The sequence below is a fragment of the Arthrobacter sp. H5 genome, assembly GCF_000520595.1.
In the GTDB taxonomy this organism is placed as follows: Bacteria; Actinomycetota; Actinomycetes; order Actinomycetales; family Micrococcaceae; genus Arthrobacter_D.
The window spans coordinates 1-15,882 of record NZ_AZSC01000315.1 but is presented as its reverse complement, the minus strand read 5'-3'; the positions used below and the strand labels follow the sequence as shown (position 1 = coordinate 15,882).

13 protein-coding genes and 2 pseudogenes are annotated in these 15,882 nt (G+C 63.6%); 10 read left to right on the top strand and 5 right to left on the bottom strand.

Going from position 1 to position 15,882, the window contains the following annotated elements:
* Positions 1-312: 312 nt before the first annotated feature.
* Both Y708_RS21970 and Y708_RS27900 read left to right on the top strand, forming a co-directional pair.
* A pseudogene (locus Y708_RS21970) lies at positions 313-755 on the top strand (DoxX family protein).
* Positions 756-789: 34 nt separating this feature from the next.
* A pseudogene (locus Y708_RS27900) lies at positions 790-993 on the top strand (hypothetical protein); the annotation flags it as partial.
* On the opposite strand, the gene Y708_RS0100635 reads toward Y708_RS27900, so the two are convergent.
* Positions 980-2,878 (bottom strand): FAD-binding monooxygenase, encoded by a 1,899-nt coding sequence (locus Y708_RS0100635; RefSeq protein WP_028278455.1) that lies wholly within the window; start codon positions 2,876-2,878, stop codon positions 980-982. The pseudogene Y708_RS27900 and the gene Y708_RS0100635 sit on opposite strands and share 14 nt — an antisense overlap.
* A 227-nt stretch (positions 2,879-3,105) precedes the next feature.
* Here Y708_RS0100635 and Y708_RS0100630 point away from each other — a divergent pair, with 227 nt between their 5' ends.
* From Y708_RS0100630 to Y708_RS0100605, 6 genes are read left to right on the top strand one after another with little or no spacing between them, the layout of a single operon-like run.
* Positions 3,106-4,632: a fumarylacetoacetate hydrolase family protein gene (locus Y708_RS0100630; protein ID WP_028278454.1), complete on the top strand. Its 1,527-nt coding sequence runs from the start codon at positions 3,106-3,108 to the stop codon at positions 4,630-4,632.
* Between the two features lie 25 nt (positions 4,633-4,657).
* Positions 4,658-5,362, top strand: coding sequence for a GntR family transcriptional regulator (locus Y708_RS0100625; protein ID WP_028278453.1), 705 nt, complete (start codon positions 4,658-4,660; stop codon positions 5,360-5,362).
* Positions 5,359-6,870, top strand: a complete 1,512-nt coding sequence (hpaE, locus tag Y708_RS0100620) for a 5-carboxymethyl-2-hydroxymuconate semialdehyde dehydrogenase (protein ID WP_028278452.1) — start codon at positions 5,359-5,361, stop codon at positions 6,868-6,870. The genes Y708_RS0100625 and hpaE overlap by 4 nt, the downstream gene beginning before the upstream one ends.
* Positions 6,871-6,908: 38 nt before the next feature.
* Positions 6,909-7,994, top strand: coding sequence for a 3,4-dihydroxyphenylacetate 2,3-dioxygenase (gene hpaD / locus Y708_RS0100615; protein ID WP_028278451.1), 1,086 nt, complete (start codon positions 6,909-6,911; stop codon positions 7,992-7,994).
* A 2-nt stretch (positions 7,995-7,996) separates the two neighbouring features.
* Positions 7,997-8,782, top strand: coding sequence for a 2-oxo-hept-4-ene-1,7-dioate hydratase (hpaH, locus tag Y708_RS0100610; RefSeq protein ID WP_028278450.1), 786 nt, complete (start codon positions 7,997-7,999; stop codon positions 8,780-8,782).
* Positions 8,767-9,570: an HpcH/HpaI aldolase family protein gene (locus Y708_RS0100605; protein WP_028278449.1), complete on the top strand. Its 804-nt coding sequence runs from the start codon at positions 8,767-8,769 to the stop codon at positions 9,568-9,570. Before hpaH ends, Y708_RS0100605 begins: the two co-directional genes overlap by 16 nt.
* A gap of 44 nt (positions 9,571-9,614) precedes the next feature.
* Here the strand turns inward: Y708_RS0100605 and Y708_RS0100600 are convergent, their stop codons facing one another.
* Positions 9,615-10,121 (bottom strand): SRPBCC family protein, encoded by a 507-nt coding sequence (locus Y708_RS0100600; RefSeq protein WP_028278448.1) that lies wholly within the window; start codon positions 10,119-10,121, stop codon positions 9,615-9,617.
* 3 nt (positions 10,122-10,124) lie between these two features.
* The gene (locus Y708_RS0100595) at positions 10,125-10,466 is read right to left on the bottom strand and encodes an ArsR/SmtB family transcription factor (RefSeq protein ID WP_028278447.1); all 342 of its coding nucleotides are present in this window, start codon (positions 10,464-10,466) and stop codon (positions 10,125-10,127) included.
* On the opposite strand from Y708_RS0100595, the gene Y708_RS0100590 reads away from it, so the two are divergent.
* On the top strand, positions 10,432-10,941 hold the full coding sequence (locus Y708_RS0100590) for an amidohydrolase family protein (protein WP_253905640.1): 510 nt from the start codon (positions 10,432-10,434) through the stop codon (positions 10,939-10,941). The two genes, Y708_RS0100595 and Y708_RS0100590, sit on opposite strands and share 35 nt — an antisense overlap.
* Positions 10,942-11,165: 224 nt before the next feature.
* Here the strand turns inward: Y708_RS0100590 and Y708_RS0100585 are convergent, their stop codons facing one another.
* Positions 11,166-12,794, bottom strand: a complete 1,629-nt coding sequence (locus Y708_RS0100585; RefSeq protein WP_028278445.1) for a ribonuclease J — start codon at positions 12,792-12,794, stop codon at positions 11,166-11,168.
* A gap of 333 nt (positions 12,795-13,127) precedes the next feature.
* Here Y708_RS0100585 and Y708_RS0100580 point away from each other — a divergent pair, with 333 nt between their 5' ends.
* Complete coding sequence (locus tag Y708_RS0100580) at positions 13,128-14,498, top strand: NAD-dependent succinate-semialdehyde dehydrogenase (RefSeq protein WP_028278444.1); 1,371 nt, start codon at positions 13,128-13,130, stop codon at positions 14,496-14,498.
* Between the two features lie 19 nt (positions 14,499-14,517).
* Here Y708_RS0100580 and Y708_RS27215 read toward each other — a convergent pair whose 3' ends face one another.
* Positions 14,518-15,696, bottom strand: coding sequence for a polysaccharide deacetylase family protein (locus Y708_RS27215; RefSeq protein ID WP_162150417.1), 1,179 nt, complete (start codon positions 15,694-15,696; stop codon positions 14,518-14,520).
* Positions 15,697-15,882 lie beyond the last annotated feature (186 nt).

Sequence of the window (15,882 nt, the reverse complement as noted above, 5' to 3'; positions counted from 1 at the left end):
TGGCGGTTTCGGTCAGCAAGACGGCCCCGGCCTGGGACACGATCCCGGTACCGTGCCCGTCAACACCGATGCCAGGGTAATAGCCGGTAGAATTCTTCACCAAGAGGGTGTCTCCATGATCCGTTGAAAAAAGCAGTGTGGTAACTACTATTTTCGCAGGTCAGAGGCACCTTCTGCCTTTTGAACACGCCCCTGGACTCCGCTCCTCATGAAAGGGCGAGGCTAACACCCGTTCCCTCTGCGGCACCGGCACCCCGGCCAGTGCCGCAGCCATGTCGCCCTTCTAAAACTCCCATGCAAAGGATTTCCCCCATGAACGATTCGCACCAGAGCACTGTGGCCCGCACCATCCTCCGCGTAGTCACCGGTTTCCTCTTTGCCGCCCACGGCTGACAGAAATACAACGAGTGGACCATTGCCGGCACCCAGGCACCCAGGCAGCCTTCGGCCAGATGGGGATTCCCTTGGCCGAGATTGTGGCCCCGGTGATTGCCACCCTGGAACTGGTTGGCGGCATCGCGCTGATCCTCGGCATTCTTGCCCGACCCGTCGCCCTTCTGCTGACGCTGGATATGCTCGGCGCGCTGGTGCTGGTGCACCTCACCTCGGGGGTCTTCGTGGCGAATAACGGCTATGAACTGGTTCTGTTGCTCGGTGCGGCCGCCTTGGCCATTGCACTCGTGGGACCGGGCCGGATCTCCGCGGACCCCGCACTGTTCGCCGGACGCGATTCCAAGGTGAGCGCGCTGGCGTAAAGCATTCTCTGGCACTGCTCCGGCCCCAGCCTGGATCACGGCAGAGGCGGAACCGGGTATCCGCGCTGCGTTTCCGGACGCCAATGTGCCAACCTCGATCCGCAGCAGTGAGGTGCCTGTCGTCCACGGATCCACGGTGGAGCTGGACTCGATCGGCGAGGGAATCGAAGGAGCAGTCGATCGCTATGTTGCAATGACCCGGGCGACCAGGCAACTCGTCATCCTCACGGGCCCGTGAACAACCGAATCTGCAGCTGTACGAAGAACGCGGCAAGCTCCGCCGTCGCGGTCAGCGGCAGGACGTTGGCCACATACTGATCCGGCCGAACGACGACGACGACGCCTCCACGGTCGAGGCCGCGCAGTTCAAAGATGTCCGCGGCCGGATCAATTCCGTAGACCTTCTCCAAATAGTTGAGCTTGAACGGCCCCACCTGCGGTTTGAAGACCGCTGGCACAGCGTTGATATCAATACTCTGGTGGTCCTGCTGGTAGATCACTTTGACATCGAACCAGGCGTCGCTGTCGGCGCCCTCCGGCGTGGCTGCAAGCGGAGACTCAGCCGCGTTCACGATCCACTCGGCAAAATCCGTTACCCGCGATGGGTTCCCCGGTAGTGGCTTGTCCGCGAAGACATAGATGCGCCAGCGTCCGTCCGCGGTGGCATGGTGGCCCAAATGGATCGGGTTGGTATCACACACCCGAATTACCGGAGCCGACTTGAAGCGTTTCCCGACAGCGAACCCTGTGGCCAGCGCCTGGTGCGCCGTCCCGCCGACGATCATGGAGGGTCCGTATTCCGTCATGAACCCCGCGGGGAATTCCATGGTGCGGACGTAGAAGTCCTCAAGCTCCGTAGGGTCTTCAAACTCTTCGGGCTTCCTGGCCATCAGGGTGGACCACTGTTTGTCAAAGTCGATCAGGTTCTTCGCTACCACCTGGCGCTCGGCCGAGTACGTAGACAACAGGCTCTCCGGACTGCGGCCTTCCAGCACATGACCAAGTTTCCAGGCTACGTTGAAGCCGTCCTGCATGGAGACGTTCATACCCTGCCCGGCCTTCGCGCTGTGCGTGTGGCAGGCATCGCCGGTGATGAAGACGCGCGGGGTGCGGGTACCCGCGTCCGCGGGAAGCACGTCGTCGAACCTGTCCGTGAGGCGGTGACCTACCTCGTACACGCTGTGCCAGGCGATGTTTCGGACATCGAGCGTATAAGGGTGCAGGATCGCGTTCGCCTTCTTGATCACGTCCTCGGTGGTGGTGCTCCGTACGTGGCCCTTGTCATGAGCGTCGACTTCGCCGAGGTCAACGTACATCCGGAAGAGGTGGCCGCCCTCGCGCGGAATCAGCAGAATGCTGCCGCCGGTTCCGGACTGGATAGCGCACTTCAGCCGAATATCAGGGAAATCCGTCACAGCGAGTATGTCCATGACGCCCCAGGCATGGTTGGCCTGGTCACCTGCGAGCGTGCAGCCGATGGCCTTACGCACTTTGCTGCGGGCACCGTCCGCGCCCACCACGTACTTGGCGCGCACCGTGCGCTCCAGCCCCTCCTGCGGACCCGCCGTGTGGGCCAGCGTGACGACGACGGGATACTCACCTTGGTCGGACACCTCCAGACCCCGAAAATCCAGCCCGTAGTCAGGTGTCATCCGGGTGGGAGCGTTTGCCATGCATTCGGCAAAATAGTCCAGCACGCGCGCCTGATTGACGATGAGGTGAGGAAATTCGCTGATGCCGGTGGGGTCGTCGACCGGACGGGCGGTGCGGATGATGCGCGACGGATCCGCCGGGTCCGGCTTCCAAAACGCCATTTCGGTGATCCGGTATGCCTCGGCGATGATGCGCTCCGCAAAACCGAAGGCCTGAAATGTCTCGACACTGCGTGCCTGGATGCCGTCCGCCTGGCCAATGGCAAGCCTGCCGGGGCGGCGCTCCACAATCCGGGTGGTGATGTTGGGGAACTGGGACAGTTGAGCCGCGGCGAGCATGCCGGCGGGTCCGCTGCCGACAATGAGCACGTCTACCTCTTGGGGCAGTTCTTCCGGCCTGTTGATACCGGTGCCGGCCGCCGACTGCACTCGCGGGTCCCCGGATACATAGCCGTGATGGTGAAACTGCACGGGCTTTCCTCACTCACTTCTTTGTGAAACTTGGCGGACGAAAATGGTGTTCGTTATTTGAACACCCGGTTCAATAATCGAATGGCAGTCTCAAAACTGTACGATGAATATGACGTAGAACACAATATTTTCAGGCTCTGCCGAAGGTTGACGTGGCCTGCTTCACAAGCCATAATCATCGTATACGATTTCGTACATCTACTGCATCACTATGAGGAGACGACGGTATGACGAGGGAGTTCCACGAACAGGCTGCTGGCGCGGACCAGATTGCCAGCACCCGCAAGGTCATCGCCGTCCACATCAATTACCCCAGTCGCGCCAGCCAACGCGGGCGCACTCCCCAGCAGCCCTCGTACTTTCTCAAGCCACCGTCCTCGCTCGCTCTTGGGTCGATCGAGGCCCCAGGCAGTGTTGAACGGCCCCTTGGCTGCGAACTTCTGGGATTCGAGGGCGAAATTGCCCTCATTATCGGCAAGCCGGCTCGCCGGGTGGCTCTCAAGGCTGCCTGGAGCCACGTCGCGTGGGTCACAGCAAGCAACGACCTCGGGGTCTACGATCTTCGCTACGCGGACAAGGGCTCCAATCTCCGCTCCAAGGGCGGAGACGGATTCACTCCCGTTGGTCCGCAACTAATTCCGGCCGGCGCCGTTGACCCCACCGCGCTGCGGGTCCGCACCTGGCACAACGGAGAGCTTGTCCAGGACGACACCACGGAAGACCTCCTCTTCCCCTTCGCCCAGCTGGTCGCCGACCTGTCCCAACTCCTCACACTCGAGGAGGGTGACATAATTCTCACCGGCACGCCGGCGGGCGCCTCTGTGGCCCAGCCTGGCGACGTCGTCGACATCGAGGTCACCACAGGCACCTACAGCAGCGGCCGGCTGAGCACCCGTGTGGTGGAAGGAACGACGCCGTTCGCTGAGTTCGGCGCGCAGCCCAAGGCTGATGATGCCCAGCGGGAAGAGGCATTCGGATCGCGCGAGTCGGCCGGTCTGGAACCGCCCACTCAGGCGCTGTCGCCGGAGCTCAGGAAGAAGCTCGAAAGCGTTGCCACCGCTACCCTTTCCTCCCAGCTGCGGAAACGCGGGTTGAACAACGTGAGCATCGACGGTCTGCAGGCCACCCGCCCGGACCGCCGCGTGGTGGGTCTGGCGCGCACCCTCCGCTACGTCCCCAACCGCGAGGACCTTTTCAAGGCCCACGGCGGCGGGTTCAACGCGCAGAAGCGCGCAATCGACTCAGTGAACGACGGCGAAATCCTCGTCATGGAGGCGCGCGGCGAGAAAGGTACGGGAACTGTGGGCGACATTCTGGCCATGCGCGCCCAGGTGCGCGGCGCGGCGGCCATCATCACCGACGGTGGCGTCCGCGACCACTCGGCCGTCGCTGACCTGGACATGCCCACCTACTTCGCCAATGCGCACCCCGCCGTGCTGGGCCGCCGGCATATTCCGTGGGACACGGACATCACCATTGCCTGCGGCGGAGCAACCGTGCAGCCCGGAGACATCATTGTGGCCGATTCGGACGGAATCCTGGTGATCCCGCCGGCCATCGCCGGGGAACTGGTGGATGACTGTATCCAGCAGGAGAAGGAGGAAACCTTCATCGTCGAAATGGTCAAGCAGGGCAACAGCGTGGACGGGCTGTACCCAATGAACACCGGCTGGAAGGCCAAGTACCAGGAGTGGGTTGCAGCGGAAGATCCCGCTGCGAAAAGCGAGCCCGCGGAGGTGAAAAAGAGTGAGTGACACCGCCGTCGCACGTGCCGCCGTCGTGCAGGCAGCAGGTGACGCCAAGGCGGACAGTAAGTCCGAGCAGGCATATGCCTTTATCAAGGCGCGCATCGTGGAAGGCACCTATTCGCCGGGGTATCGTCTGGTGCTGGCGAAGATTGCCGGGGACGTGGGCTTCAGCGTAGTTCCCGTGCGTGAGGCGATCCGCCGGCTGGAGGCCGAAGGGCTGGTGAAGTTTGAGCGCAATGTCGGCGCCACTGTCTCCGGAATCGATCCGACGGAATACCTTTACACCATGCAGACCCTGAGTGTTGTGGAGGGTGCGGCCACCGCGTTGTCGGCTCCGCTGATCGATGCCACGGCGATTGCCCGTGCGCGTGCGGTGAATGAGGAGATGCGCCAATGCCTGGAGCACTTTGACCCCGTCCGCTTCACCGCCCTGAACCGGGACTTCCACAGCGTCCTGTTTGAACACTGCCCCAATCCGCACATTCTCGATCTGGTGCACCGTGGCTGGAACCGGCTGGCAACGCTCCGGTCCTCGACCTTCCGGTTTGTCCCCGGACGCGCCCGGGAATCAGTGCGCGAACACGAAGAGCTGCTTCAGCTGATCGAGCGCAACGCCGACGCCGAAACCATCGAGCGGGCGGCGCGCAGGCACCGCTCCGCCACCCTCGACGCTTACCTCGCGCAAGCACCCGGGACCCCGAAGAAGATCTCCAACAGTCAGGAAGAGAAACAATGACGTCCACTGTCCCTGAAACCACCCACTACGTTCCGCAAGATCTGCCGACGCACATCCAGCACTACATCAGCGGCCAGTTTGTCGATTCTGTCAGCGGCAGGACCTTCGAGGTGCTGGACCCGGTCTCCAACACCAACTACACCACGGCCGCGGCCGGTCAGACGGAGGACATCGACCTCGCAGTTGCCGCCGCCCGTGACGCCTTTGTCAACGGTCCCTGGCCACGAATGAAGCCGCGGGAACGCGCACGGGTTCTGAACAGGATCGCCGACGCGGTTGAGGCACAGGAGGAACGTCTCGCCGAACTCGAAACCTTTGACACCGGCCTGCCCATCACGCAGGCAAGGGGCCAGGCCCTACGCGCAGCGGAGAACTTCAGGTTCTTCGCGGACCTGATCGTTGCCCAGTTCGACGACGCCATGAAGGTGCCCGGCTCCCAGATCAATTACGTCAACCGGAAACCCATCGGCGTTGCAGGCCTGATCACGCCGTGGAACACCCCCTTCATGCTCGAATCCTGGAAGCTTGCCCCGGCGCTGGCGACAGGCAACACTGTGGTCCTCAAACCCGCCGAATTCACCCCGCTCTCGGCGTCGCTGTGGGCACAGATCTTCAAGGACGCGGGACTTCCCGACGGCGTGTTCAACCTGGTCAACGGCCTTGGCGAAGAGGCGGGCGACGCCCTCGTCAAACACCCGGACGTTCCGCTGATTTCCTTCACCGGTGAGACCACTACCGGACAGACCATCTTCCGCAACGCCGCGGCCAACCTCAAGGGCCTCTCGATGGAACTTGGCGGGAAGTCACCGTGTGTGGTCTTCGCGGACGCGGACCTCGACGCCGCGATCGATTCCGCCCTGTTCGGCGTCTTTTCCCTCAACGGCGAGCGCTGCACCGCCGGCTCACGCATCCTCGTGGAGCGCGCCATCTACGACGAGTTCTGCGAAAAGTACGCGGCGCGGGCCAAGACCATCGTCGTTGGCGATCCGCATGACCCCAAGACCGAGGTCGGCGCCCTGGTCCACCCCGAGCACTACGCGAAGGTGGCCTCTTACGTGGAGATCGGCAAGTCCGAAGGCCGGCTGCTGGCCGGCGGCGGCCGCCCGGCCCACCTGCCGGAAGGCAACTACATCGCCCCCACCGTGTTTGCCGACGTCGCGCCGGACGCGCGGATCTTCCAGGAGGAGATCTTTGGCCCCGTCGTTGCCATCACGCCGTTTGAGAACGACGACGAAGCGCTGGCACTGGCGAACAACACCAGGTACGGTCTCGCGGCCTACATCTGGACCCAGAACCTGACCCGCGCACACACCTTCTCGCAGAACGTGGAAGCCGGGATGGTCTGGCTCAACAGCCACAACGTCCGCGACCTCCGCACCCCGTTCGGCGGCGTGAAGGCCTCCGGGCTGGGCCATGAGGGCGGCTACCGTTCCATCGACTTCTACACCGACCAGCAGGCCGTGCACATCAGCCTCGGATCCGTTCATACCCCCAAGTTCGGCGCCTAACCCGCGTCCCGCCCACTCCTCAACGAAGAGAGACCACCATGACCAACTTCGTCCCCACCCCGTCCGTTCCGGCACCGGACATTGTCCGCTGCGCCTACATGGAAATTGTGGTCACAGACCTCGCCAAGTCCCGTGAGTTCTACGTTGACCTCCTCGGCCTGCACGTGACTGAGGAGGATGACAACACCATCTACCTGCGCCCGCTGGAGGAGTTCATCCACCACAATCTGGTGCTGCGCAAGGGACCCGTCGCCGCCGTCGCAGCCTTTGCGTACCGGGTGAAGTCCCCCGCCGAGGTGGATGCCGCCGAGGCCTACTACCAGGAACTGGGCTGCCGCGTCGAACGCCGCAAGGAAGGCTTCACCAAAGGAATCGGTGACTCCGTCCGCGTCGAGGATCCGCTGGGTTTCCCGTACGAGTTCTTCTACGAGACCGAGCACGTGGAACGCCTCACCCAGCGCTACGATCTCTACTCCGCTGGCGAACTGGTCCGGCTGGACCACTTCAATCAGGTCACCCCGGACGTACCCCGTGCTCGCAAGTACCTCGAGGACCTCGGTTTTCGGGTCTCCGAGGACATCCAGGATTCCGACGGCGTCACGTACGCCGCGTGGATGCACCGCAAGCAGACTGTGCACGATACTGCGCTGACCGGTGGCAACGGCCCCCGCATGCACCACATTGCATTCGCCACGCACGAGAAGCACAACATCATCCAGATCTGCGACAAAATGGGCGCCCTGCGTATCTCCGACCGGATTGAGCGCGGACCCGGCCGCCACGGCGTCTCCAACGCTTTCTACCTCTACATCCTCGACCCGGATGGCCACCGCATCGAGATCTACACCCAGGACTATTACACGGGAGACCCGGACAACCCCACCATCACCTGGGACGTCCACGACAACCAGCGCCGCGACTGGTGGGGCAACCCCGTGGTCCCGTCCTGGTACACCGAGGCATCTCTCGTGCTTGACCTTGACGGCAACCCCCAACCCGTGTTTGAGCGCGAAGAGAAGAGCGAGATGGCCGTCACAGTTGGTGCCGACGGCTTCTCCTACACGCGCAAAGCCGACGGCGCTGGGGCGGAAGCTCAGGGCTTCAAGCTGGGGGCGCAGCTGTAGCCATGCTGGACGACGCAACGATTGAAGCCATCGCCGATGAACTACTGGAAGCCGGCCGCACCCGCACCCCTCTCCCCCGCCTGACCACCCGCTACCCCGACATGACAGTTGAGGACTCCTACGCCGTCCAACGGTTGTGGCGCCGCCGCAACGAGGAAGCGGGCCGCACCCTGGTGGGGCGCAAGATTGGCCTCACGTCCAAGGCCATGCAGGACGCCACCGGCATCACCGAGCCCGACTACGGCGCGATCTTCGACGACATGGTGCTGGAGACCGGTTGTTCGGTGGACTGGGAAAAGTACACCCACCCGCGGGTCGAGGTGGAGTTGGCGTTTGTCCTGAAGGACGGGCTCTCGGGACCGGGCTGCACCATCTTCGACGTGTTAAATGCGACGGATTACGTGGTTCCGGCCCTTGAGATCCTCGACTCACGGATCGAGATGGAGGGCCGCACCATCGTGGACACCATTTCGGATAACGCCGCGATGGGCGCCATGGTGGTGGGTGGCCGTCCGGTCAAGCCCGATGCCGTGGATCTCCGCTGGGTCTCCGCCATCCTTTACAAGAACCAGACCGTGGAGGAGACCGGGGTGGCGGCCGGGGTTCTGGACCATCCCGCCAACGGCGTCCACTGGCTGGCCAACAAGATCGCCGCCCACGGGGACTCCCTCTTGGCGGGGGATATAATCCTAGCTGGATCCTTCACGCGCCCGCTCTGGGTACATAAGGGCGACACTGTCCACGCAGACTACGGACCACTTGGAGCTGTGACATGCCACTTCCACTAGAAAAAACGCTCCGCGACGCGCTGGCCGCATCGGACCGGCCACTGGCGGGCATGTGGGTGTGCTCGGGGAGTCCCTTGATCGCCGAACTGTGCGCGGGAGCCGGCCTGGACTTGCTCCTGGTTGACGCCGAGCACAGCCCCAACGGGTTGGAATCGATCCTCGCCCAGCTCCAGGCAGTTTACGGCTACCCGGTCCACACCATGGTCCGGCCGCCCGTAAATGACACCGTGCTCATTAAGCAGTATCTGGACCTCGGCGTCCAGAACCTGATCATTCCAATGGTCCACTCCGCGGCAGAGGCGGAGGCTGCCGTGGCAGCCACCCGCTACCCGCCCGAAGGCGTCCGCGGTGTGGGCTCGGCGCTGGCCCGCGCTGCCCGGTGGAGCCGGGTACCGGATTACCTTGCGCGCGCCGGTGAAACTGTCAGTGTGACGGTGCAGATCGAATCCACGGCAGCTGTTGACGCGGTGGAGAACATCCTCGCGGTCGACGGCGTGGACGCCATCTTCCTGGGCCCCGCGGACCTCGCCGCGTCCATGGGTTTGCTGGGCCAGCAGGAGCATCCGGAGGTGCGTGCCGCCGTCGAACACTGCCTCGCGGCCGCTGGGAAAGCCGGCAAGCCGGCGGGAGTGAACGCCTTTAACCCCGAGACCGCGCGCCACTATCTGGATAGTGGCGCCCGTTTTATCCTGGTGGGTGCCGACGTCGCACTGCTGGCGAGGGGGTCCGAGGCCCTCGCCAGCCAGTTCGCCAAGCCATCCGACGGCGGGTCCCCAGCAGGCTATTGACTGCTGCCCATCAATTCCTCAGGCTAAAAACACCTTCCTGGCCATTAGTCCTCAGCCACTTTCCGAACGATCTCGGTGACGTAGGCAGCCAGGTTGCTCAGGGTCTGCTGGCCGCCCTCGATCGCGTGGTGCTTCTCGACCGCCTCTTCGCGCAGATCCTTGGTGGGGAACACCGTGCGCATCTCGATCCGGGTCGCCGCACCGTCGGGCTCGAACGTCAGGATCGACTTGAAGGCGTTCGGGTCGCCGCGGGACTCACCGTGGAGCATTGCAATCCGCTCCGGCGGGGCGATCCCGGTCCAGGTGATCCACTCCTGGTAGTCCGTCCCGTCCGGCCCGTGCATCACGAAGTCCCACTCCCCTCCGACTCGGAACTCGAAGGACCGCGTGGTGGTGGTGAACCCCTCCGGTCCCCACCACCGCGACAGGTGCCGCACCTCGGTAAATGCCTCGAACACCAGCTCTCGTGGGGCGTCGATGACCCGGGAGATCACAACCTCGCGGTCGGCCGTCGCGGACTGCGCCGGCGCTCTTTGTTCCATCTTGCTCATCAGCTACTCCTCCTGCCTTGCCTGCTTCATGTCCTGCACATACGCATCCAGCCGGTCGAAGCTCTCGTTCCAGAACCGTTCGAACCCGCCCGTCCACTCGTGAACCGCTTGCAGCCCACGGGCGTCCAGATCGTAGAGGCGCTGCTTGCCTGCCCTGCGGTCCCGCACCAGCCCGACCTCCCGGAGCACCCGCAGGTGTTTGGACGTCCCCGGCTGGGACAACCCCAGCTCCTGGGACAACTCGGTCACCGGCCGCTCACCCGCCCGCAACAGCACCAGGATCTCCCGGCGCTGCGGCTCGGCGATCGCGTTGAAAACGTCCGACGTCGTCGCTGCTCGTGCCATGACAACATCATATACCCATATAGGAATGCGTCAAGCTGGAGGTTCGCCCACTCTTTCCGCGCCTCAGGCGGTCATCCGCAAGGGCGAGGCCGGTGCCAGCGGTCTTCCGCCGCAGGTCATTGAGAAGGCGCACCGGGTGGCCGAGGACCACCGCAAGTCCGTGGCGCGCGCCGTGGACGCCGGGGTCAGGATTGCCATGGGCACCGATTCCGGCGTGGGTATCCATGGAGAGAACCTTGAGGAACTTTCCTCAATGGCTGACGCGGGCATGAGCCTGGAGCAGGTGCTCGCTGCGACCACCTCCGTTGCAGGCGAATTGATCACACCGGAACACTCCGTGGGCCGGCTCGCCCCGCATTACCTGGCCGACGCCGTCGACCTGAATGGCCGCCTGGAATCAGCTGAGCAGCTCCCGCGGCTGCGCACCATGATCGGGCAGGTCTACAAGGACGGCGAACTGCAGTTTCCGGCATGAGCCCGGGAGCGTAGCGACCGCCGATCGCGCCACGCACCTGTGGACCATAGCGACCACAGCACAAGTGCGGCTGGAAAAACAGGCGGATGAGGCGCGCGCGATCGGTGTTCAGACCGAAGGCGTTCAGACCATCAGTGAGCCGCTACCTGCAGTCTGAGATTGCAGGTTCCTGTTTCGATGGTAATACTCCACTACACCGGCGTCTGTGTCACTGGCCCACCCAATCAGGCGTCGACGATAATGACCGTGACCACAGGCTTTCGCCGCAGTGACCGGTCGGACCAGCGGACCAGAGCTTCCGCGATGGCGCGCTCGGCGTCCGGGCCGGTCTTCTTCCCACCCTTGAGTCCGGCAAGGGTTTTCTCCACAATGCCGGTGGCCTTTTCCAGTTCGCCGGCCGCCGGGGCAAACCCCACGGGGAAGAACTCGGGGTCCTCCTCCAGGCGTCCGGTGTCCGGGTTGACGATCGCCAGTACTGTGACCGCGCCGTCCTCCGCGAGACGGATGCGGTCCTGCAGGGATTCTTCGGTCGCGGCGCCGGCCACCATGTTCTCCACATATACATAGTCTGCCGGGACTTTTCCGGACACGCGTGCAACACCATCCTTGAGGTCGATTGTGGTGCCGTCTTCAACGATGAGCGCCTGCTTTGGGTTCACACCTGTGCGGATGGCAAGATCCGCGTTCGCCTTGAGGTGCCGGTGCTCACCGTGCACCGGCATCACGTTGCGTGGACGGACCAGGTTGTAGCAGTAGACCAGCTCGCCGGCGCTGGCGTGGCCCGACACGTGGACCTTGGCGTTGCCCTTGTGTACTACGTTGGCCCCGAGCTTGGACAGCCCGTTGATGAGGCGGTAGATTGCGGTCTCGTTACCGGGAATCAGGGAGCTGGCGAGCAGCACGGTGTCGCCTTCGGTCAAGTCGATCACGTGGTCCTGGCTGGCCATGCGTGCCAGCGCGGCCATCGGTTCTCCCTGCGATCCGGTGCAGATGAACACCGTCTTCGTGGCGGGCATCTTCTCGAGTTCCTTGAAGTCCACCACCAGCCCGCGCGGCACCTTCAGGTAGCCGAGCTCCCGCGCGGTGGCCATGTTGCGGACCATGGAGCGGCCAACGAACGCCACCTTCCGCCCATGCAGGTGCGCGGCGTCGATGAACTGCTGGATGCGGTGGATGTGGCTCGCGAAGCTGGAGACGATGATGCGGCGCGGTGCCGTACGGAACACTTCCTCGATGGCTGGCGCCAGGTCCTGCTCGGAGATCTGGAATCCGGGTACGTCGGCGTTGGTCGAATCGGGGAGGAAAAGGTCCACCCCTTCCTCTCCAAGCCGGGCGAAGCCTGCGAGATCGGTGATCCGGCGGTCCAATGGGAACTGGTCCATCTTGAAGTCGCCGGTGGCCAGGACCAGCCCGGCGCCGGTGCGGATGGCTACGGCCAGACCATCGGGGATGGAGTGGTTCACGGCAAGGAACTCGAGTTCGAAGGGCCCAAACTTCTTGCGCTCCCCCTCCTTCACCTGAACGGTTTTGGCGGTGATGCGGTGTTCCTGAAGCTTGGTCTTGACGAACGCCAGGGTCAGACGCGCCGAGATGAGCGGGATATCCGCCCTCTCGCGCAGCAGGTAGGGTACGGCGCCGATGTGGTCCTCGTGCCCGTGGGTCAACACCAGGCCCACAATGTCATCCAGGCGGTCCCGCAGGAACGAGAAGTCAGGAAGGATCAGGTCCACGCCCGGGTGGTGCTCCTCGGGGAAGAGCACACCGCAGTCGACGATGAGCAGCTTGCCTTCGTATTCGAACACGGTCATGTTCCGGCCGATCTCGCCGAGGCCGCCGAGCGCTACGATGCGCATGGCTCCCTTGCCAAGCGCGGGCGGGGTCTGGCGCGCTACTGGAGAGGAGTGGCGTGAAGTCCTGGTCATGGGATCCGATCTCTATGTGGGGCGTCAAAGTCCGGAGCCCGAATACCTACGTTGAGATACTCTGTAGCGGGACGCCCTGCGGGGCTGGTTGCCCGCCTGCAGCAGCAATGGCGGGACGGCATACTCGACATTGACCTTATCACCGTGAAAGCGTTCAGCGCTGTCCGGCCATCCGCTGTGCGTTTACTCAGACGCCGGCCGCAGCAAATGTGGGTCCACACAAATCCCGCCCACGGTCCGCCGGCGGGAAGGTACGTTGGAACCATGACTGTTTACAAGGTGACCAACCCGGCAACCGGGGAAATCATGAGCGAGTATCCGGAGGCAACGGCGTCGCACATTGAGGATGCACTGTCCAGCGCGGCCACCGCGTTCCCGCTGTGGCGGCGCACTCCGGCCGCTGACCGCGGCGTCGTTCTCCACCGTGTGGCGGCCCTGTACCGGGAGCGCAGCGAAGAACTTGCGGCGATCATCACCCGTGAGATGGGCAAGCCCACCCGGGAGGCTCTTGGCGAGGTGGGCCTCGTCGCCGACATTTACGAGTACTACGCCAGCGAGGGCGAGTCCTTCATGGCGGATGAGCACCTCACCGTCCGCGGCGGAGGCGAGGCTGTGGTCCGCACCGAGCCCATTGGTGCACTGCTGGGCATCATGCCCTGGAACTACCCGTACTACCAGGTGGCCCGCTTCGCGGCGCCCAACCTGATGCTCGGCAACACGATCATCCTCAAGCATGCGCCCAACTGCCCCGAGTCGGCCCTGGCTATGGAATTGCTGTTCAAGGACGCCGGCCTGCCGGAGGGCGCCTACGTCAACGTATTTGCGACCAATGATCAGGTGGCGGAGATCGTTGCCGATCCGCGGGTTCAGGGTGTCTCCCTTACCGGTTCCGAGCGTGCCGGTTCGGCCGTCGGCGAGGTCGCCGGCCGGAACCTCAAGAAGTTTGTCCTTGAGCTGGGCGGGTCCGACCCGTTCATCGTGCTCGACGGCGAAAACCTGGACGCCACGGTCAAGGCCGCTGTGATCGGGCGGCTGGGGAACGCCGGCCAGGCGTGCACCGCGTCCAAGCGCTTCATTGTGCTGGAAGAGCACTACAACGAGTTTGTGGACAAGTTCACCGCCAGAATGGCAGCCGTCACTCCCGGGAATCCGGCCGATGCGTCCACCCGGCTGGGACCGCTTTCTTCCGAGGCCGCGGCCCAGGGCGTCATGGACCAGATCACTGATGCAGTGGACAAAGGAGCCGAGGTGCGCACCGGCGGCATCCGCGTCAACGGATCCGGCGCGTATGTTGCGCCCACCGTGCTCACCGGCGTCGAACCGGGGATGCGCGCGTACAGTGAGGAAATCTTCGGCCCGGTGGCCGTGGTCTATAAGGTCAGGGACGCCGAGCACGCCATCGAGCTCGCCAACAGTTCGGCCTATGGGCTGGGCGGTTCGGTCTTCGGCGCGGACGTTGAGCATGCAAAGACGGTCGCGGACCGACTGGAAACCGGCATGGTCTGGATCAACAGCGCCACCGGAACCCAGGCGGATCTTCCGTTCGGCGGCGTGAAGCGGTCCGGTGTGGGACGGGAGCTCGCCCGCTTCGGCATGAACGAGTTCGTCAATAAGAAGCTCATCCGCGTTCCGTAACAAATTTGCGTGGCTGGCGTCATCTGCTCTGGGTACAGGAAGCAGCCGGTCCACGGCAATAGTAAATTGCACCCGGTGAGAGCTCAATGCCCTCGAACAGCTGGGCCAGCGTCACGGCGTAATAGCCCTTGGCCAGCAGGTCACCGATCAGTTCATCCTGTCCGTCCACACTGGCGGAATGGATGTCGTGCATCAGGACTATCGCCCCTGGGTGCACGCCTTCCATGACCTGGGGAATGTAGAGGTCCTTGTTTTGGGTAAGCCAATCCTGGGAATCCACCGACCACATGATGACCGGAACGTTCACCACAGCGGCCGCTTCCGCGCTGAGGGTACCATACGGCGGGCGAAAGTAGCCCGGATGGCGCCCGGTCTGCTGCTTGATGAGTTCCGCTGTAAGGAGCACCTCCTGCCTTACTGCTTCCAATCCGATTCCGCCCAGATCCGCGTGCGTGTAGGTGTGATTCGCTACCGTGTGGCCGGCGTCCGCAACAGCCTTGGTGATGTCCGGCGATGCTGCGATGTTGACCCCCTGCTGGAAGAACGTTGCGTGCACGCCGCGAGCGCGAAGTATCTCCAGGAGCCGAAGCGTGTCATGGTTTGGCCCGTCGTCATAGGTGAGCGCTACGCACGGGACAAGGTCACAGTTAATGTGTTTCCTTCCGGGCGGAGCGGGCTCGTCCAGGGCTGAAAGATCAGCGGCCCGGCGGTCAACCCATGGAAATACAGCACTCAGCACGGAAGCAGGCTGTGGTGGCTGGCCTTCGTGGGTTGTGCCCGTGTCAAGGTCAGTTGTGAACACGGTGCTCCGGGGAGCGCCTTCCTGCGCCTCTTCCGACACGCGGAAGGTTACAAGCCTGCCGCTCATCCCCGTAACGCGCACGCTCACGCTCAAGCCGGTACTCGACTCCACTGCCTCAGTTGGAATCGCCGGATAATAGATGGAGCCCTTGTAGGCATCGAGACGGGAAAGAAGCAACTCATCCACGGCTTTGTTGTAGGCTCCCGCGCCGTCAAGATACTCCCACGTGGCAATCACCGGAAGGTCGCCGGACTCTTCGATTCGCATTGGGAGGATCCGCGCTGCCACGGTTTCAGGGAGCCCGACAGCGCCGGCGGGCGAGACATCGGCGGAAAGTGGACGGCCAGCGGTTCCCAGTCCCCCGGCCACGAGGCACCCCAGAAGGACAGACAACATGGTCGACCTTGCTTCGTGATTCGACATGGGCTGAAACCTCCCTCGAGTCACCTTTGACTAGCCGCAGCGTAGTCCTCACAGGGTGCACTTGGAGCGAGGCTCGCCGTCGGCGCTGATCTACCAGCCCGCCTAGACCAGGAAGCCGTACACCAGCGTCGAGTACTACCCGAGGAACAGAACGTCCTC